Genomic DNA, 19,879 nt, shown 5'->3' with positions numbered 1-19,879 from the left:
AGTGGAGTGGCTGACGGATAATGGTTCATGCTACCGGGCTAATGAAACACGCCAGTTCGCCCGGATGTTGGGACTTGAACCGAAGAACACGGCGGTGCGGAGTCCGGAGAGTAACGGAATAGCAGAGAGCTTCGTGAAAACGATAAAGCGTGACTACATCAGTATCATGCCCAAACCAGACGGGTTAACGGCAGCAAAGAACCTTGCAGAGGCGTTCGAGCATTATAACGAATGGCATCCGCATAGTGCGCTGGGTTATCGCTCGCCACGGGAATATCTGCGGCAGCGGGCTTGTAATGGGTTAAGTGATAACAGATGTCTGGAAATATAGGGGCAAATCCAATCGCTTCGATCATGGGGGAAAATGAGCAGCAATGGGAGGAGCTGGCGCGGATATGATCGAGTGTAACTTCTCCTGTCCGCAAATGACTTCTCATGCGATGGGTAGCGATGTCGGGCAAAGTCCGGTGCTGGTAGAAAAATATTGTCGGGCGGTGAAACGCGGTTCCACGCTGCCAATGCTGGCGAAGATGACGCCGAATATCGGTGATATGTGCGAAGTGGCGCTGGCGGCGAAGCGCGGCGGCGCAGATGGCATTGCGGCAATTAACACCGTTAAATCCATCACCAATATCGATCTTAATCAGAAAATCGGTATGCCGATCGTTAACGGTAAATCGAGTATTTCCGGATATTCCGGTAAAGCGGTAAAACCGATCGCCCTGCGCTTCATTCAGCAAATGCGCACCCATCCAGAACTGCGCGATTTCCCAATCAGCGGTATCGGCGGCATTGAAACCTGGGAGGATGCGGCGGAGTTTTTATTGCTCGGCGCAGCAACGTTACAGGTCACCACCGGCATTATGCAGTACGGCAATCGCATCGTAGAAGATATGGCGAGCGGGTTATCGCATTATCTCGCCGATCAGGGATTTGATTCGTTGCAGGAGATGGTAGGTCTGGCGAATAACAATATTGTCCCGGCGGAAGATTTAGACCGCAGTTATATTGTCTATCCCCGTATCAATCTTGACAAATGTGTTGGCTGTGGACGCTGTTATATTTCCTGTTACGACGGCGGTCACCAGGCGATGGAATGGAGCGAGAAAACCCGCACACCGCATTGTAATACCGAGAAATGTGTGGGTTGTCTGCTTTGTGGTCACGTCTGCCCGGTGGGTTGTATTGAGCTCGGGGAAGTGAAGTTTAAGAAAGGCGAGAAAGAACACCCGGTAACGTTGTAGAACCCGCGTCACATCCGGCATTTGGTTCCTGTCGCCGGATGCGGCTTGAACGCCTTATCCGGCCTACAAAACCATACAAATCAGTATGTTGAGCTTATTGTAGGCCGGATAAAACGCGCCAGCGTTGCATCCGGCATTTGGCTCCTGTTGCCGGATGCGGCGTGAACGCCTTATCCGGCCTACAAAACCACACAGATCATGATGTTATGTGCGTTTATGACCGAATGCGGACCACATTCACATCATTTCTTACGCGCGTATTTCAGTGAATCCAGCGCTACGGCGAAGATAATAATCGCCCCTTTGATGATGTACTGCCAGCATGGGTTTACGCCGATATACGTCAGGCCATAGTTGATGACGGTAAAAATAATTACCCCGGTCACCACGCCAATCACCGTCCCCACACCGCCGCTGAACGATACACCGCCTACCACGCACGCCGCGATAGCATCCAGCTCATACATAAAGCCGAGGTTGTTGGTGGCAGAGCCGATACGTCCGGCTTCTAACATCCCGCCAAAGGCATAGAACACGCCAGACAACGCGTAGATCATCAGCAGGTTCAGGCCGACGTTGACACCAGATACTTTTGCCGCTTCCGGGTTACCGCCAATGGCAAAAATGTTCTTACCGAAGCGGGTTTTGTTCCACAACACCCAGACGAACGCCACCGCAATCAACGCGTAGAAGGTGATGTAAGAGAGACGGAAACTCCCCAGCGCGACAAAGCCCTGAGCAAAGGTAGAGAAGCCACTGTCAAAACCAGAAATTGGCGACGCCCCGACAAAGTCGTAATAGAGCGAGTTGATGCCATAGACGATGATCATCGTGCCGAGCGTGGTAATGAACGGCGTAACGTTGAGATAAGCGATAATCAGACCGTTGATCAAACCGATCACCGCACCAATGGCACAGACAATCAGAATAACCAGCGCAATCGGCATCGTCGCCATTTCCGGGAACACTTTATTGGCGTTATCCATGGACTGCAATAATGTCGCTGCCACCACTGCTGCCAGCCCTACTTGACGCCCCGCAGAAAGGTCGGTCCCCTGGGTGACAATTAACCCTGCCACACCGAGCGCGATAATAATACGCACCGATGACTGGGTGAGAATATTACTTAAGTTCAACAGACTTAAAAATGTTGGGTCCTGGAAAATAATAATCGCCAGCAAAACTAAAAGAACGACGTAAATACCGCCCTCTTTCAGGTAAGTAAGAAAACTTTTCTTATTTAACGCACTCATGGGAAGCCCCTAATCTTAAAGGTGCAAAGACGCAAGACGCAGAATTTCGTTTTGCGTTGTTGTTTTTGTGTCGACAATTCCGGAAACGAGACCATTGCTCATGACCAGAATACGGTCTGTTATCCCTAACAACTCAGGCATTTCAGAGGAGATAATAATAATCCCTTTGCCTTTCTTCGCCAGTTCGGCAATTAACTGATAGATCTCAAACTTCGCCCCGACATCAATACCGCGCGTCGGTTCATCGAGCATTAATATTTCTGGTTGCGTTAGTAGCCAGCGCCCAATAATCACCTTTTGCTGATTACCACCTGAGAGCGAACCAATTTGCGTCCGATGCCCCGGTGTTTTTACCCGCATCGAATCAATCACCCACTGGGTATCGCTTTTCATCCGCGATTTATCCAGTAAACCAACTTTATTTTTGTAGTTGCGAATATTGGAAATTAACGAGTTAAAACCAATATCCAGATAGGCATAAATTCCCGTTGAGCGGCGCTCCTCAGTTACCAGTGCAAATCCGTGGTTTATGGCTTCGTTGGCATTATGGTTATTGATCTGTTTGCCGTGCAACGTAATGGTGCCAGCCGATTTCTCGCGAATACCAAATAACGTCTCAACAATATCGGTACGTTTCGCCCCCACCAGCCCGGCAATACCGAGGATCTCCCCTTTATGCAGATCAAACGAGACATCGCGAATCGACGGCTGGCGCAGTGACGTTAGGTTACGCACCTCGAGGATGACTTCGCCCGGCTTGTTTTCTTTGTCAGGAAAACGCTGATTAAGAGAACGCCCAACCATCATGGCGATGATCTTGTCCATCGTCAGTCCTGCCAGCGGTTCGGTGGCGATCCACTGACCGTCGCGCAATACGGTAACTTCATCACATAACTGGAAGATTTCTTCCATTTTATGCGAGATATAAACAATACCGCAGCCGCGCTCTTTTAATTTACGAATAATAGTGAACAGATGATTGACCTCTTTTTCGGTTAACGAAGAAGTCGGTTCATCCATAATCACAATTTTCGCGTTATAGGAAAACGCTTTGGCGATTTCGATCATCTGCATTTGCGAAACGGATAATGTGCCGACGCGCGCACGCGGATCGATATCAATATCCAGTTCATCAAAAATCGCTTTGGTTTCGCGGTACATTTTGTCCTGATCGACAAACATGCCTTTGGTGGGATATCGCCTCAGCCACATGTTATCCATCACCGAACGTTGTAATACCAGGTTTAACTCCTGGTGTACCATCGAAATACCATTTTCCAGTGCCTCTTTGGCGGAATGGAAATCGATCTCTTTACCCTGGAATAAAATGGTGCCGGAGTCTTTTTGATAAATACCAAACAGGCATTTTAATAATGTCGATTTTCCTGCACCGTTTTCCCCCATTAATGCATGGATAGAATGTGGCCGGACTTTTAAATTAACGTTATCAAGTGCCTTAACACCAGGAAAGGACTTGTTGATACCGCTCATTTCCAACAAGTATTCCCCGGAAGACGGAGTCGTTGAGCTGACCATATAATTTTACCTTGTTGGCCATACAATAAGGGCGCAGTAAACGACTGCGCCCAATCAGTCTTATTTCTTGCTGAATTCAGCCAGGTTGTCTTTATCTACGCCAACATAAGGTACGCGGACCACTTTGTTGTCGATTTTCCAGTTGGTGCCATCAGCCGCACCTTTGCCATCGGCCAGGTTTTTCGCCAGATCAAAGGTCGCTTTCGCCTGGTTGTTAGCATCGTTCAGTACTGTGCCCGCCAGTGCACCGGATTTCACCAGCGCCAGCGCTTCTGGCAGCGCATCGACGCCAAACACCGGAATGCTGGACTTGTTGTGTGCTTTCAGTGCTTCTACCGCGCCCATTGCCATCGCATCGTTGTTGGCGATAACCACTTCGATTTTGTTGGCGTTCGGGCCAGACAGCCAGGCGTCCATCTTATCTTTCGCCTGAGCGGTGTCCCACATTGCGGTATCTAACTGTAACTGTTCAGTTTTGATGCCTTTATCGTTCAATTCTTTAATCACGTAAGTGGTACGTGCTTCTGCATCCGGATGGCCCGGTTCACCTTTCAGCAGTACGGACTGAATCTGACCGTCTTTGTTCAGATCCCAACCCTGATTCGCCGCCCAGTGTTTAGCAATCAAATCGCCCTGAATAATGCCGGACTCTTTGGAGTCAGTGCCAACGTAGTAGGCTTTGTCGTAGCTATCCAGCGCCTTACGAGACGGTTCTTTGTTGAAGAAAACCACCGGCACGTTTTGCCCACGCGCTTTCTCAATCACCGTACCCGCAGCTGCCGGGTCAACCAGGTTGATTGCCAGTGCCTTCACCCCTTTCGCCAGCAATACGTCGATCTGATCGTTCTGCTTGGACTGGTCATTCTGAGAATCATTCATCAGCAGCTGAACATCTGGCGCGGCTTTCGCATCTTACTCAATAGCCTTGCGCACTACAGACATAAAGTTATCGTCGTACTTATAGATTGTTACACCAATGCGAGTATCAGCAGCGTGTGCAGCGGCACCGAATAACATGCTGGCCATCACAGCAGACAGGGTTAACACCTTCTTATTCATGGTATCTCCGGTTTTTCTTATGCAGGGTAGTGCTTGAGATAAATGCTCGGCAGGGCAGTAGAGTTAATGAAGTGTTACTGAACGCCGAAGCTCACTTTTTAAAATTCGTTCTTCCATGCCCGGTAACGCTCCAGAAAACGGCTTTAATTGTTGTTATGACGCTATTACCTCGGTGAAAGTGATTATTCACTGTTACATACGGGTTACAACGTTAAAACGGTGCAATCATAGCTATCACATTGTTAAGATACTGTGAAATCACTCACAGATTGAAAGCGGTTACATCGCCTGATTTGTTGAGTTAGTGATCGCCGCCGCATTCTGGCGCGTTGCGACAGAATGGCGACGCACTAACGTCGGCATAAAACAGTGGCTGGCACGAGGATCAATATTGCCTGCTGCCCCCTGCAAGGCCAGTTCGGTGGCTAATTTAGCCATTGAAGCAATGGGATAACGCACGGTCGTTAATTGCGGGTCGGTGTAACGGGCGATGGGAATATCATCGAAACCGATGATTGAGAGATGTAACGGAATCGCAATGCCATTATCTTTTAATGCTGTCAGTGCGCCAGCGGCCATATTGTCGTTATAAGCAAATATAGCGGTAAGTTGTAGATTGCGCCCCAGCAGTTCAACCATCGCCGCCTCACCGCCCGGCATGTCCGGCGTACCAGTGCCAATCCAGCTTTCCGGCGGAATAATATCCTGCTCTTTCAACGCACTCATCCAGCCTGCTTTACGCATGGCGTCATCTTCAATGCCGTGACTGGAAGAAAGATAACCAATACGTTGATGACCGTTATTCAGCAACATGCGCGTCGCCATTCGGGCACCGCTGAGATTATCCAGGCAAACGCAACGATGGGCGTACCCCGGCACAACGCGGTTGATTAACACCATACCGGGAATGTTATCCATAAATTGCGCCAGTTCATCGTCACTCAATGCTTTTGAGTGAACAATCAACGCATTACAACGCTGGCGAATTAACACCTCAATGGCGTGACGCTCTTTTTCCGCTTCATGATAGCTATTGCCGATTAGCACGTATTTCTGATGCTGCTGAGCGACTAGATCCACCGCTTTTACCAGCGCGCCGAAAAACGCATCAGAAACGTCCATCACCACCACGCCAATGGTGTCGCTAACCTGAGTTGCCAGCGCCTGGGCATTGGCGTTTGGCCGATAATCCAGCTCACTCACGGCTTTCATTACTGCTTCACGCGTGTCGGCACTGACCAGCGTGCTGTTATTGAGCACCCGGGAAACCGTTGCCACAGAGACGCCAGCCTGACGCGCTACATCACGAATGGTGATCATATTCACTACCTGTTATGAGATTGCAGTAAATGACTGCTTGCTGGCGGCTATTTTGTCAGCACTGAATACAGGACTTCGTGAATCGAGTCACAGCAATGGAAACGGTTACAGCCGTTTTGTTAACGAATGTGATCCAGATCGTTATCTTGATGTTTTAGATATTGCCGTTCCGGCAGCACGCAAAGTTAACTGACGCCAGAGCCATTCCACCGGCCCCTGGCGGAAGTAACGCAGCCAGATAACAGAGAAGAGGATATTCGCCAGCCATACCGGAATAACAAACGCCAGCAGCTCCAGGCGGTCAAAATGCATAAACAAACCGAGGTGGTAAAAAAGCATGGTACAAATCAGCGTTTGCAATAGATAGTTGGTCAGCGCCATCCGTCCGACGCAGGCGATCGCAAGCACCAGCTTAAAGCGGCTCAATTGCGGCCAGAAGCCATAAAACAGCGACGCATAGCCAATCGCCTGAAACGGCGCACTCAGTTCCCGCGGCATTTGAAGTAAGAAGGCACACCAGCGATACGCCCAGTCCAGCTGCCATTGCAGGGCGATGGCAGGAAGGTTAATGGTCACCCCAATCGCCACCAGCACAAAACCAGTACGACGATAGTGACGTAAGCTGAACTGCCCTTTCAGCCAGCCGCTGCGCATCAGCGCCGCACCAATGAGCATCATCCCTGCCAGTTGCCAGCCATACTGTGCGCCCAGTGCCAGTAAACTGTTGCCAACACCATCGGCACGATTACTGATCGCTTCAACGCCGCCGTGAAGCTTCCAGTATTTTTCATACAAAATAGCCGATGCATCCGGCGTCCAGGCGCGGCTGGTCTGGCTGTCGGAAATCAGCCCCAATAACAGCAAAACGCCAAGCCCCACCAGATAAAGCATGACGCCTGTATTAAACAGGCTTTTTACCGATGGCGCATCGCGCACCAGCCGCCAGCAGATTAAGCCCACCAGCCCGTAAGCCAGCAGAATATCGCCGTCCCAGAACAATAAACCGTGAATAAAACCCAGCAAGACTAACAGCGTTAACCGCGACTGGATCCAGCGTCTGCCACGGGGCAGCAACATTTGCAGGCCCGCACCAAACAGCAGCGCAAAAAGCGTGAGGAATTTCACCTGGCCGATGAGATCGAGAAATGCCCAGGTCCATGCATCCTGCGGCGTAATAGCGCCGTACCAGGCGGGATTGAGATAAGCCGCCTTTGGTAGCCCAAAGGCGCTGATGTTTAATAGCAGGATCCCCAGAATGGCGACGCCGCGAACAAAATCGAGCGTTACGTTGCGCTCCATGGTTCCTGCCTTTTAATCAGTTGTGATGACGCACAGCGCGCAGAAACTCGTGGCGCGTATTCTGACTGGATTTGAACAATCCACCAAGAGAGGTCGTTGTTGTGGCACTGGTTGCATCGCGGATGCCACGCGCTTTCACGCAGTAATGCACCGCATCAATGGAGACAGCCACGTTATTGGTGCCCAGCAGCGTTTGTAGCGCAATAAGAATTTGCTGCGTCAGACGTTCCTGCACCTGCGGACGCTGGGCAAAGAACTGCACGATACGGTTAATTTTTGACAGACCGATCACCGAATCTTTCGGGATATAAGCCACCGTCGCTTTGCCATCGATGGTAACAAAATGGTGTTCACAGGTACTGGTCAGAGTGATATCGCGCACGGTGACCATTTCATCGACCTTCATTTTGTTTTCAATGAGGGTGATTTTCGGGAAGTTGGCGTAATCCAGACCGGAGAAAATTTCATCGACATACATTTTAGCGATGCGATGCGGCGTTTCCATCAAACTGTCATCAGCCAGGTCGAGATTCAGCAGCTGCATGATTTCGGTCATATGACCAGCAATAAGGCTTTTGCGCGTTTCGTTATCCATTTCATGCACGGGCGGGCGCAGCGGTGTTTCCAGTCCTCGCGCAACTAACGCTTCATGAACCAGGGCCGCTTCTTTACTGAGTGATGGCATTTATGATTTCTCCTGCAGGTGTGACGCCTCCGCCCTGCGTGGGGGCAAAGTTATTAAGCTGATTTACAGCCTGATTATTGTGCGTGAGGCGGCGCACATAATCCAGTATTCACAGCGATAATTATTGTAATTGCCGCTGCCTTTCATCAGCAGATGTTAAAACATCGTTATGCAAATACGGAAGTGAAAGTTACTCACAGCACATTGAATAAACGGTATGATGAAGAAATTGCAAACAACACAACAAGGAGCCACGCATGGAAATGCTCGAAGAGCACCGCTGTTTTGAAGGCTGGCAGCAACGCTGGCGACACGACTCCAGTACCTTAAACTGCCCGATGACGTTCAGTATCTTTCTCCCACCCCCTCGTGATCACACCCCGCCACCAGTGCTGTACTGGCTTTCCGGATTAACCTGCAATGACGAGAACTTCACCACCAAGGCGGGTGCCCAGCGCGTGGCGGCAGAACTGGGGATTGTACTGGTGATGCCAGACACCAGCCCGCGCGGCGAAAAGGTTGCCAACGACGATGGCTACGATTTAGGCCAGGGCGCAGGCTTTTATCTTAATGCCACGCAACCGCCGTGGGCGACGCATTACCGGATGTATGATTATCTGCGCGATGAATTACCGGCGCTGGTTCAGTCGCAATTTAATGTCAGCGACCGCTGCGCCATTAGCGGTCACTCAATGGGTGGTCACGGTGCGCTGATTATGGCGCTGAAAAATCCGGGTAAATACACCAGCGTTTCGGCCTTTGCGCCAATTGTGAATCCGTGCAGCGTCCCGTGGGGAATCAAAGCGTTTAGCAGCTATTTAGGTGAGGACAAAAATGCATGGCTGGAATGGGACAGTTGCGCGCTGATGTATGCCAGTAACGCGCAGGATGCGATCCCGACGCTTATCGATCAGGGCGATAATGATCAGTTTCTTGCCGACCAGTTGCAACCTGCGGTACTGGCAGAAGCCGCGCGCCAGAAAGCGTGGCCGATGACGCTGCGTATTCAGCCGGGATATGATCACAGTTACTACTTCATCGCCTCTTTTATAGAGGATCACCTGCGCTTCCATGCGCAGTATTTACTGAAGTGAAAGTCCGCCCGGTTCGCCGGGCATCTTCTCATCAGAAGCGATAATCCACTGCCATAAAGTAACGACGTCCGTCTTCGTTATAGCTGTAGTCGTCACGACTGAGATCCTTGTCGCCAAGGTTCAGCACGCCTGCGCGCAGTTTGACGTCTTTAGTCACCTGCCAGGCCGCGCCGGTATTCCAGATGGTATAACCGCCCGGTGTTTTAGCCGTCGCGCTGTCGGCGCGTTTCTGCCCGGTATAGTGACCAGAAACATAGAATGACCAGTCTTCCAGCGCCAGCGGTTTCCAGTCCAGCGTACCGTTAGCAGTATGGAACGGCAGATCGGATAGCGGTTTGTTTTCGCCGTTGCTGACATCACGACCATCGTTGTAGGTGTAGTTGATCGACAGTTTCCATTCATCGTTGAACGGAATTTTCAGTTCGGTTTCCACGCCCTGAATACGAGCTTTGTTAACGTTGTAGTAGCTAAATACCGGTATGCGCCGTCCGTTAGCGCCCGTCTCAAAACCAACAAAGTTTTGGTAGCCCGGTGCAGCGTTGACGTCAGACGTACGGCTGATGCTGATACGATCTTTCACATCGTTACGGAAAACGGTAACGCTGGATTCACCCCCTTCCAGCCAGCCTTCTTCACCCATGTAGTAAAGCCCCAGCTCCCAACTTTCGCTGGTTTCTGGTTTCAGATCCGGGCTACCCACAATCTTACATGCGCCACGGCAGGAATTGCTCGTCCAGTCAGGGCTAAGTTGCAACAGAGAAGGTGCTTTAAATGCCGTCGCCCAGCCCCCTTTCACCGTTACGGTGTCGGTGGCGTTATAAACCAGGTAGGCACGCGGACTCCAGTGTTCACCGTAGGTTTCGTGATCGTCCATACGCACGCCGGTCGTCAGCGCCAGCGGCTCGAAGATCCGCCATTCATCTTCCACAAACAGCGCGTACTGGCTGGCAGACGTTTTGGAGCTGGTTCCCCCGGTCAGGTTCACCGCATCGCTAAGTTTGTCGTGACGCCATTCACCGCCAACCGTGAGAAACTGATTAATCGCCGTCAGCGGCAACGTGTATTTGCCGTCGACCGTATTGCTTTCGGAAGTTATCGGGCTGCTGTTGCCAGGGTTTTTGTTCTCGACTTTCTCACCGTAGTATTTCAGTTCGCTGGTGCCGTAATCCCAACGCCCATTATGGCTGACGGAGTAGTTCTGGCGTTCCAGGCGGTTTTTGTCCAGCGAGTTCCTGACGGTCGAAACCGTATCCGGCAGTAAAATCGTGATTTTGATTCGGTGTCCAGGCAAATTCGACATTGCCGTCGCGGCTGGAGAATCCTTCAATACGCGGCATTTCTCCGGTATCGGTGGTCGTTGAGTTTTGCGGGTCATCCTTTTCACGTTTTGCCAGGCTGCCGTAAGCTTTCATTCCCAGCACACCATCAATTAATGGTCCACTGGTAAAGAACTGACCGTTATAGGTATCACCGCGATCGCGATGTTCCTGAATGGTGGTATCGACGGTAACGGTACCCGACCATTTCTGACCGATTTTTTTGGTGATGATATTCACTACACCGCCGAGCGCATCGGAGCCGTATAGCGACGACATCGGGCCACGAACCACTTCAATACGTTCGATGGAATCGACCGGGATCCAGTTCAGATCGAAATCATTGTGGCGGAAGACGGCATTGCGGGAGTTAACGCGTTTACCGTCGACGAGAATCAGGGTGTAGCTGCTGTCCAGACCACGAATACTAACGCCCTTACGGTTATCCCCTTCGTTCGTCAGTTGTACGCCAGGCACTTCTTTGAGGACATCCTTCAGATTCTGTACCGGTTTTCGCTGCAGGTCTTCCTGGGTAATGACGCTGATACTGGCGGGTGCATCTTTGAGGTTTTGTTCAACGGAAGATGCAGTGACAACCATCGTTTCGCCATCATCATCGACCGCTAACACAGGCCATGCACAAGAAATAGCGGACAAACACAGCCTGACCCGTACGAAAGGGTTCAACCTAAACATTCCATATCTCCATGAGGTAACTACGAAAATAAAATGGGTTATCGCTCACACCTTCTTCACGTCCCCTTGCGTACGGCAGCATCGCGGTGGACTTATTTGTATGCAGGTGATCATCCCAGAAAGCCGGAACAGCCTCTGATTTGTCAGCCTTTTTTGATTGCGGCGTAACGATAATGCAAACGATAACAATTATCAATCCAAATGTTAAATTTTATATCCGCATGATTTGTCAGGGAAATGGAATTGAAAAAGCCCTCTCGGTTGAGAGGGCTTAGCAAGGAAGGGAGGAAACTTATTTCTTATCGTTCTGCGGGAACTTCATTTCGCTGTAGCGTACGAAGTGAGTTCCTTTAATCAGCTTGTAGCCGAACCAAATAATCAGGAACAGCGGGATACCAATATACGTTGCCGCTACGCCGCCCCAGTCAATGGTATCTTTCAGGAACGCTTCGTAGTTCTGGCCCAAAGTGATAATCAGACACAGAATGAATGCGAAGATCGGCCCCAGTGGGAAGAAACCTGAACGGTACGGCAGATCGTTAATGTCGTGTCCCTGCAATACGTAACCGCGACGGAAGCGATAGTGGCTAATGGCAATCCCCAGCCAGGCGATAAAACCCGTCATCCCGGAGGTGTTCAGCAGCCACAGGTATACCGTCTGGTTGCCAAACATGGAGGTCAGGAAGCACAGACCGGCAATCACCGTCGTCGCATACAGCGCATTACGCGGCACACCACCACGCGACAGTTTAGCGAAAATGCGCGGCGCTTTACCGTCACACGCCAGGGTGTACAGCATACGAGTAGACGCATACATACCGGAGTTACCGGCTGACAGCACCGCCGTCAGAATAACTGCGTTCATCACCGCCGCCGCAGAGAGCAGACCCGCGTGCTGGAACACCAGGGTGAACGGACTAACGCTGATGTCTTTAACATCGTTACGCAGCAGGCTCGGATCGGTGTACGGAATAATCAGGCTGATAATCAGGATCGCGAACACATAGAACAACAGGATTCGCCAGAACACCTGACGTACCGCGCGTGGAATGTTTTTCGCCGGATCTTCGGACTCGCCTGCAGCAATACCGATCAGCTCGGTTCCCTGGAAAGAGAAGCCGACAATCATAGCTACGCCGATCATCGCCGCAAAACCACCAGCAAACGGCGCTTCGCCGATTGTCCAGTTGCTCCAGCCCGCAGGCTGCGCGCCTTTGAAGATACCGATAATCATCAGCACGCCAACGATGATAAAGACAATAACTGTCGTGACTTTGATCAGTGAGAACCAGTATTCCGCTTCACCAAAGCCACGAACTGAGATGTAGTTCAGCAGGAAGATAACGCCGAGGAACAACGCACTCCAGATCCAGCCCGGTGTATCCGGGAACCACCAGCTCATGACCAGCTGAGCTGCAACCAGGTCAACGGCGATAGTCACCGCCCAGTTGTACCAGTAGTTCCAGCCCAGCGCGAAGCCAAAGCCTTCTTCAACATAGTTCTGACCGTAAGTGGCAAACGAACCGGAAACCGGCATATATGCAGCCAGTTCACCGAGACTGGTCATCAGGAAGTAAACCATCAGGCCAATCAGCATATACGAGAGCAATGCCCCGCCCGGACCTGCCTGAGAAATCGTTGCGCCAGAGGCAACAAAAAGACCTGTACCGATGGAACCGCCAATGGCAATCATCGTCAGGTGACGCGCCTTTAATTCACGGCGTAAGCCCGGCGCTTCTGTGGTTTTAGTTTCGGAAACCATACAAAAATGCTATCCATCTTAAAAATGAGGCGCGATTGTAGCAGACGATTGGCAATCCTTCCGGCAGAAATACACGGTTATAAGACACCTTCATGATCGCCCTGGGATTATAAGTAAAGCAGCCAATCTCTTTTCTGGCGAATGCATGCTGAGGGCGCTGCGTCACGAAATCGACACAGCACCAGCATGTTCTTGTACAGCAACTTAACGCGGTATATTCGCGGGATCGCAATAGTCCAGAAAGCGCCGTAGCGCGTTGGAAAGGTGTTTTTGCCGATGATGTATACGCCACAACGTACGCATCAGGCGCGGCAGAGGGACCGCAACTTCACTTAATGTGCCTGCCTGCAATTGATCTTCAATCACCCGTCGCGACAGGCAACTAATTCCCAACCCATGACGCACCGCATGTTTGATTGCCTCGGAGTTACCTAATTCCATCGCCATCTCAAACTTCGGTAAATGTGACAGCAATAGATAATCGACAATCTCCCGCGTGCCGGAACCGCGTTCACGCAGGATCCACGGCGCAGCGGCCAGCTGTTCTAAGGTGACCGGACCACGAGCCAACGGCGAAGTCGGCGCGGCGAAAACCACCAGCTCGTCTTCCAGCCACGGTTCAGAAATGATTTCAGTGCTGTGGCACGGTCCTTCAATAAAGCCAATATCAACGCGGAAATCCAGCACCGCTTGCATCACGTCCTGGCTGTTCCCAACGCTAAGTTCAATCGGCAACTGCGGATAATCATGGCGATAACGGGCGATAACTGCAGGCAGAATGTAGTTACCGATGGTACTACTGGCATAGATACGAATCGCGCCGTTGTCTTCGCGAAACAGTTGTTCGATTTCAACCGCCTGTTCAAGCAATGCCAACGCACGCGGATAGAGCAGCCGCCCGTGTTCATTAACAACCAGTCTTTTCCCCACGCGATCAAACAGTTGCACGCCAAGCTGCCCTTCCAGGTCGGTCAAGGCTGCGCTCACTGCTGATTGCGACAACGCCAGCATCACCGACGCCTGGGTGGTTGATCCACTTTTCAATACTTCTGCAAAAACTTCCAACTGCCGGAGGGTGATGTGCATAGTCGCTTACCACTTATAAAGATTAATTATAAATATATAATCAATTTTATTTTTAAACCAGTTAGTCGTAACCTTATGCCCGGTTATAAGGAGAGGGTTATGACGAATATCACCTTACAGAAACAACATCGTACACTGTGGCATTTTATTCCGGGGTTAGCCCTGAGTGCAGTTATCACCGGGGTCGCCCTGTGGGGTGGTTCCATTCCCGCGGTTGCGGGTGCCGGGTTTAGTGCCCTCACCCTCGCAATCTTGTTGGGGATGGTTTTAGGCAACACCATCTATCCGCACATCTGGAAAAGCTGTGACGGTGGTGTGCTGTTTGCCAAGCAATATTTATTACGTCTGGGTATCATTCTTTATGGCTTCCGTCTGACGTTCTCGCAAATTGCCGATGTCGGTATCAGTGGGATCATCATTGACGTGTTGACGCTGTCCAGTACCTTCCTGCTGGCTTGCTTCCTGGGGCAGAAAGTGTTTGGTCTGGATAAGCACACCAGCTGGTTGATCGGTGCCGGTAGCAGTATCTGTGGTGCTGCCGCGGTACTGGCGACTGAGCCGGTAGTGAAAGCGGAAGCCAGTAAAGTAACCGTGGCTGTTGCAACCGTTGTTATCTTCGGGACCGTCGCGATTTTCCTCTACCCGGCGATATATCCGCTGATGTCTCAATGGTTTAGTCCGGAAACTTTCGGTATCTACATTGGTTCTACTGTGCACGAAGTGGCGCAGGTGGTGGCGGCAGGTCATGCCATCAGCCCGGATGCGGAAAACGCAGCAGTTATTTCCAAAATGCTGCGCGTGATGATGCTGGCTCCGTTCCTCATCCTGCTGGCGGCGCGTGTTAAACAGCTGTCTGGGGCGAACAGCGGCGAGAAAAGCAAAATCACTATTCCGTGGTTTGCCATCTTGTTCATCGTCGTTGCCATCTTTAACTCGTTCCACCTGTTACCGCAGAGCGTGGTGAACATGCTGGTAACGCTGGATACCTTCCTGCTGGCAATGGCGATGGCGGCGCTGGGTCTGACCACTCACGTCAGCGCGCTGAAAAAAGCCGGGGCGAAACCTCTGCTGATGGCACTGGTACTGTTTGCCTGGCTGATTGTTGGTGGTGGTGCGATTAACTATGTGATTCAAAGCGTCATCGCATAAACCACTACATCTTGCTCCTGTTAACCCGCTATCATTACCGTTTTCCTCCAGCGGGTTTAACAGGAGTCCTCGCATGAAATACATTGGAGCGCACGTTAGTGCTGCTGGCGGTCTGGCAAATGCCGCAATTCGCGCCGCCGAAATCGACGCAACCGCGTTTGCCTTGTTCACCAAAACCAACGTCAGTGGCGTGCCGCACCGCTCACGACGCAAACCATCGATGAATTCAAAGCAGCCTGTGAAAAATATCACTACACATCGGCGCAAATTCTTCCCCACGACAGCTATCTGATTAACCTCGGACATCCGGTCACTGAAGCTCTGGAAAAATCGCGCGATGCCTTTATAGATGAAATGCAGCGTTGCGAACAACTGGGGCTTTCTTTGCTCAACTTCCACCCTGGCAGCCATCTGATGCAGATTTCAGAAGAGGATTGCCTTGCGCGTATTGCCGAATCCATCAACATTGCGCTGGATAAAACTCAAGGTGTAACAGCGGTGATTGAAAACACCGCCGGTCAGGGCAGTAACTTAGGGTTTAAATTCGAACATCTCGCGGCGATTATCGACGGCGTGGAAGATAAATCCCGTGTCGGCGTCTGCATTGATACCTGCCATGCTTTCGCTGCCGGGTATGATTTGCGTACTCCAGCCGAATGCGAGAAAACGTTCGCGGATTTTGCCCGTATTGTTGGCTTTAAGTATCTGCGCGGGATGCACCTTAACGATGCGAAAAGCACCTTTGGCAGCCGCGTTGACCGCCATCATAGCCTCGGTGAAGGCAATATCGGTCATGATGCGTTCCGCTGGATCATGCAGGACGACCGTTTCGACGGCATTCCGCTGATCCTTGAAACCATCAACCCGGATATCTGGGCAGAAGAGATCGCCTGGCTGAAAGCGCAACAAACTGAAAAAGCGGTAGCCTGAAGATGAATAACCGGGAAAAGGAGATCCTTGCAATTTTACGGCGTAACCCGCTGATTCAGCAGAACGAAATTGCGGACATGCTGCAAATCAGTCGTTCGCGCGTTGCGGCGCATATTATGGATTTAATGCGCAAAGGGCGGATTAAAGGCAAAGGTTACATTCTCACCGAGCAGGAATACTGCGTAGTGGTGGGGACAATCAATATGGATATTCGCGGGATCGCGGATATCCGTTACCCGCAAGCGGCTTCTCATCCCGGTACAATTCATTGCTCGGCGGGCGGCGTGGGACGCAACATCGCCCACAATCTGGCGCTGTTAGGCCGTGACGTCCATTTGCTTTCAGTGATTGGCGATGACTTTTATGGCGAAATGCTCCTGGAAGAAACGCGCCGTGCCGGCGTGAATGTCTCCGGCTGCGTTCGTTTGCATGGTCAAAGCACATCGACGTATCTGGCAATTGCCAATCGAGACGATCAAACCGTGCTGGCGATTAACGATACCCATCTGCTGGAACAGTTGACACCGCAACTACTGAACGGGTCGCGCGATTTACTTCGTCATGCGGGCGTGGTACTGGCTGATTGCAACCTGACAGCCGAGGCGCTGGAATGGGTCTTTACCCTCGCTGATGAAATCCCGGTGTTTGTCGATACCGTTTCAGAATTCAAAGCGGGCAAAATCAAACACTGGCTGGCGCATATTCACACCCTGAAACCCACTTTACCGGAGCTGGAAATTTTATGGGGACAGGCGATCACCAGCGATGCTGACCGTAATGCCGCAGTGAATGCATTGCATCAGCAAGGTGTTCAGCAACTGTTTGTTTATTTGCCCGATGAGTCAGTTTATTGCAGCGAAAAGGATGGAGAACAATTTTTGCTGACCGCGCCAGCGCATACGACAGTAGACAGTTTTGGTGCTGGCGATGGTTTTATGGCGGGCCTGGTATATAGCTTTCTTGAAGGATACAGTTTCCGCGACAGCGCCCGTTTTGCGGTAGCCTGCGCGGCAATTTCGCGCGCCAGCGGCAGCTTAAACAACCCTACCCTGTCTGCCGATAACGCGCTTTCATTAGTGCCAATGGTGTAACAATGTTGCCGGATTCGACGCTTGACCGCATCTTATCCGGCTCATAAATTGCGCACTACGCTAAACCAATAAAGAATCCTGCAATAGTAGCACTCATCAGGTTAGAAAGTGTCGCCGCCGCCAGCGCGCGTAAACCAAGTTGGGCGATTTCCGGCACACGGTGTGGCGCAACCGCAGAAAACGCCCCCACCACCACCCCGATAGAACCAAAGTTAGCGAAACCGCACAACGCGAAAGAAATAATCGCCACGGTTTTAGCATCCAGAGTGCCACCCGTTTGCAGATATGGCGAGAAATTGAGATAAGCGACAAATTCATTGATCGCCAGCTTCTGCCCAATCAAACTCCCGGCAAGATTTGCATCACTCCAGTCAACCCCCATCACCCACGCCAATGGGGCCAACAGGTAACCTAAAATGGACTCCAGCGAGGCATGTGCAAAACCAAACCAGCCGCCAACGCCGCCGATAATACCATTAATTAACGCAATGATGGCGACAAATGCCATAACAACTGTCGCTACACCGGCGGCGATTTTCAGCCCGGTCATTGCCCCTGTCGCAGCGGCTTCAATAATGCTTTTTGGCGGTGTTTCGGTGAAAGAGAGGTTATTAAAGGAAACCTGCGAAGATTCCGTAGCCGGGCTTAACAGGCGAGCAAACAAGATCCCGCCTGGGATCGCCATTAACGATGCCGCCAGCAAATATTCCACAGGTACGCCCAGGGCGGCGTAACCAATCATTGTCGAACCAGCAATCGAGGCCATGCCACTACAAATCGCTGTAAATAATTCATTGCGATTCAGATGATCGATAAAGGGTTTGACGATCGCCGGAATTTCGTTTTGCCCGAGGAAAATGGTGGTGACCGCGACGAATGACTCAATCTTGCTGATATTTAATGCTTTCTGGAATATACCGCCGAGAATGCGAATTAAAATCCCCATCACACCGATGTAGTAGAGAATACTCACCAGTGCAGTGACGAAGATAATTGCCGGTAATACCCTGAAACCAAAGATAAATCCTGCGCCATCAAACAGCGTGTCCATTTTCGGCCCGACCAGCGAACCGAAGATAAATGCGCTACCCGCGTCGCTGTACGCCATCACTTTATGCACGCCAAAAGCGACTTTTTCAGCGACCCAACGCCCTGCCGGTAACCAAAGCATAATCCCGCCAATCACGACCTGTAACACTAACGCCGCGCCAACGGTACGCAGCTGATCTTCTTCTTGTTTACTGACAGCAAAAACGCAATCGTCAGCAATACCACCATTCCCAGAACACTTCTCATGACATCCATAGTTATTATCTCTTCATGTCATATTGGGCGACGGCTTTCTGCCCATCAGAAATAGCCGGGCTTGGATCTTGCGATACTGACCCGGCTTGTTATCAACACTTAATGGGTTTTGATGTAGCCGCGCACGCACTCTTCGACTAAGCCCCAGAACCAGTCGGTATCAATAGTGATGCCGACTTTGGTATTAGCGGGCTTGCCAAGAACGCCCAGCTCGTCGCAGACGGTACGCCCATAGCAAGGGCCACTGTTGACGTCCACTTCGACGTACATCTCCTGGGTTTTAATGCCATCAGGGTTAATCAGATAACCGATGCAGGTGGCGTCGTGCACCGGGCCGCCAGCCAGGCCGTAGTTTTCGAACTGCGTTTTGAGAGTGAAGTTCATGATGTCGCTGAACAGCTCTCCGGCAGGGCCGCCTGCCCTTTCCATCCGTGCAATCACGTCCGGGGTGCAAACAGTCTGGTTGGTGAGATCGAGGCCCATCATCACTAATGGAACGCCGGAGGTGAACACCACGCGGGCTGCTTCCGGATCAGCAAAGATGTTGAACTCGGCAGATGGCGTGAAGTTGCCTGTACCGTAAGCGCCGCCCATTAGCACAATTTCACGGATTTTGGGCAGGATCGCGGGTTGCATACGCATTGCCACCGCGATATTTGAAAGCGGACCAACCGGCACCAGAGTGATATCGCCATCGCTTGCCATCAGGGTATCAATGATGTATTTCACCGCGTGGGTACTTTCTGCCTGGCGGGTCAGCGACTCGAATACCGGACCATCCAGTCCGGTTTCACCGTGAATATTATCGGCAACGATTTGTTTACGCATAATGGGGGTAATGCTGCCAACTTACTGATTTAGTGTATGATGGTGATTTTAAGGTGCTTGCGTGGCTTCCATTTCCATCAGATGTCCTTCCTGCTCCGCTACTGAAGGCGTGGTGCGTAACGGCAAAAGCACTGCCGGACATCAGCGCTATCTCTGCTCTCATTGCCGTAAAACATGGCAACTACAGTTCACTTACACCGCCTCTCAGCCCGGTACGCACCAGAAA

12 protein-coding genes and 6 pseudogenes are annotated in these 19,879 nt (G+C 51.2%); 7 read left to right on the top strand and 11 right to left on the bottom strand.

Translation table 11 applies throughout. From position 1 onward, the window contains the following. A partial coding sequence (locus tag BHE85_RS23445; RefSeq protein ID WP_000321149.1) for an integrase core domain-containing protein occupies positions 1–331 on the top strand: 331 nt, incomplete at its 5' end. Between the two features lie 11 nt (positions 332–342). After that, positions 343–1,244: pseudogene (gene preA / locus BHE85_RS23440) on the top strand (NAD-dependent dihydropyrimidine dehydrogenase subunit PreA); the annotation flags it as partial. 242 nt (positions 1,245–1,486) lie between these two features. Here the strand turns inward: preA and mglC are convergent. The 6 genes and pseudogenes from mglC to folE form a co-directional block, all read right to left on the bottom strand. Beyond that, complete coding sequence (mglC, locus tag BHE85_RS23435; RefSeq protein ID WP_001275116.1) at positions 1,487–2,497, bottom strand: galactose/methyl galactoside ABC transporter permease MglC; 1,011 nt, start codon at positions 2,495–2,497, stop codon at positions 1,487–1,489. Between the two features lie 15 nt (positions 2,498–2,512). Beyond that, positions 2,513–4,033 (bottom strand): galactose/methyl galactoside ABC transporter ATP-binding protein MglA, encoded by a 1,521-nt coding sequence (gene mglA / locus BHE85_RS23430; RefSeq protein ID WP_000255052.1) that lies wholly within the window; start codon positions 4,031–4,033, stop codon positions 2,513–2,515. A 60-nt stretch (positions 4,034–4,093) separates the two neighbouring features. Continuing rightward, positions 4,094–5,092 (bottom strand): annotated as a pseudogene (mglB, locus tag BHE85_RS23425) (galactose/glucose ABC transporter substrate-binding protein MglB). A gap of 279 nt (positions 5,093–5,371) precedes the next feature. Continuing rightward, on the bottom strand, positions 5,372–6,412 hold the full coding sequence (galS, locus tag BHE85_RS23420) for an HTH-type transcriptional regulator GalS (protein ID WP_000628653.1): 1,041 nt from the start codon (positions 6,410–6,412) through the stop codon (positions 5,372–5,374). Positions 6,413–6,553: 141 nt separating this feature from the next. Further along, positions 6,554–7,711, bottom strand: coding sequence for a DUF418 domain-containing protein YeiB (gene yeiB / locus BHE85_RS23415; protein ID WP_000440906.1), 1,158 nt, complete (start codon positions 7,709–7,711; stop codon positions 6,554–6,556). Between the two features lie 16 nt (positions 7,712–7,727). After that, positions 7,728–8,396, bottom strand: a complete 669-nt coding sequence (gene folE / locus BHE85_RS23410; protein ID WP_001139613.1) for a GTP cyclohydrolase I FolE — start codon at positions 8,394–8,396, stop codon at positions 7,728–7,730. 257 nt (positions 8,397–8,653) lie between these two features. On the opposite strand from folE, the gene yeiG reads away from it, so the two are divergent. After that, entirely contained in the window at positions 8,654–9,490 is an 837-nt protein-coding gene (yeiG, locus tag BHE85_RS23405) for an S-formylglutathione hydrolase (protein WP_000425438.1), read from the top strand. 31 nt (positions 9,491–9,521) lie between these two features. Here the strand turns inward: yeiG and cirA are convergent. The 3 genes and pseudogenes from cirA to yieE all read right to left on the bottom strand — a co-directional run bounded on the left by cirA (position 9,522) and on the right by yieE (position 14,350). Continuing rightward, positions 9,522–11,502 (bottom strand): annotated as a pseudogene (gene cirA / locus BHE85_RS23400) (catecholate siderophore receptor CirA). Between the two features lie 292 nt (positions 11,503–11,794). Then, positions 11,795–13,264 (bottom strand): lysine-specific permease, encoded by a 1,470-nt coding sequence (lysP, locus tag BHE85_RS23390; RefSeq protein WP_000253273.1) that lies wholly within the window; start codon positions 13,262–13,264, stop codon positions 11,795–11,797. Positions 13,265–13,468: 204 nt separating this feature from the next. Continuing rightward, positions 13,469–14,350: a DNA-binding transcriptional regulator YeiE gene (yieE, locus tag BHE85_RS23385; protein ID WP_000548292.1), complete on the bottom strand. Its 882-nt coding sequence runs from the start codon at positions 14,348–14,350 to the stop codon at positions 13,469–13,471. A 99-nt stretch (positions 14,351–14,449) separates the two neighbouring features. Here yieE and BHE85_RS23380 point away from each other — a divergent pair, with 99 nt between their 5' ends. From BHE85_RS23380 to BHE85_RS23370, 3 genes and pseudogenes are all read left to right on the top strand, one after another. Beyond that, a complete protein-coding gene (locus BHE85_RS23380; protein ID WP_000182053.1) occupies positions 14,450–15,499 on the top strand; it encodes a YeiH family protein in 1,050 nt (349 codons plus the stop codon). 73 nt (positions 15,500–15,572) lie between these two features. Then, positions 15,573–16,429 (top strand): annotated as a pseudogene (gene nfo, locus BHE85_RS23375) (deoxyribonuclease IV). A gap of 2 nt (positions 16,430–16,431) precedes the next feature. Beyond that, positions 16,432–17,520 carry a sugar kinase gene (locus BHE85_RS23370; RefSeq protein WP_001064971.1) on the top strand — a complete coding sequence of 363 codons (1,089 nt, stop codon included), beginning with the start codon at positions 16,432–16,434 and terminating at the stop codon, positions 17,518–17,520. A 55-nt stretch (positions 17,521–17,575) separates the two neighbouring features. Here BHE85_RS23370 and BHE85_RS23365 read toward each other — a convergent pair. Beyond that, a pseudogene (locus BHE85_RS23365) lies at positions 17,576–18,825 on the bottom strand (NupC/NupG family nucleoside CNT transporter). A gap of 99 nt (positions 18,826–18,924) precedes the next feature. Beyond that, positions 18,925–19,671: pseudogene (gene rihB, locus BHE85_RS23360) on the bottom strand (ribosylpyrimidine nucleosidase); the annotation flags it as partial. A 43-nt stretch (positions 19,672–19,714) separates the two neighbouring features. Between rihB and BHE85_RS23355 the strand changes: the two are divergent. Further along, positions 19,715–19,879, top strand: a 165-nt coding sequence (locus tag BHE85_RS23355) for an IS1 family transposase (protein WP_047664789.1), incomplete at its 3' end; no start/stop codon positions are given.

The sequence above is a fragment of the Shigella sp. FC1567 genome, from assembly GCF_001743015.1.
Taxonomy (GTDB): domain Bacteria; phylum Pseudomonadota; class Gammaproteobacteria; order Enterobacterales; family Enterobacteriaceae; genus Escherichia; species Escherichia coli.
This window is presented reverse-complemented; position numbering and strand designations above follow the sequence as displayed.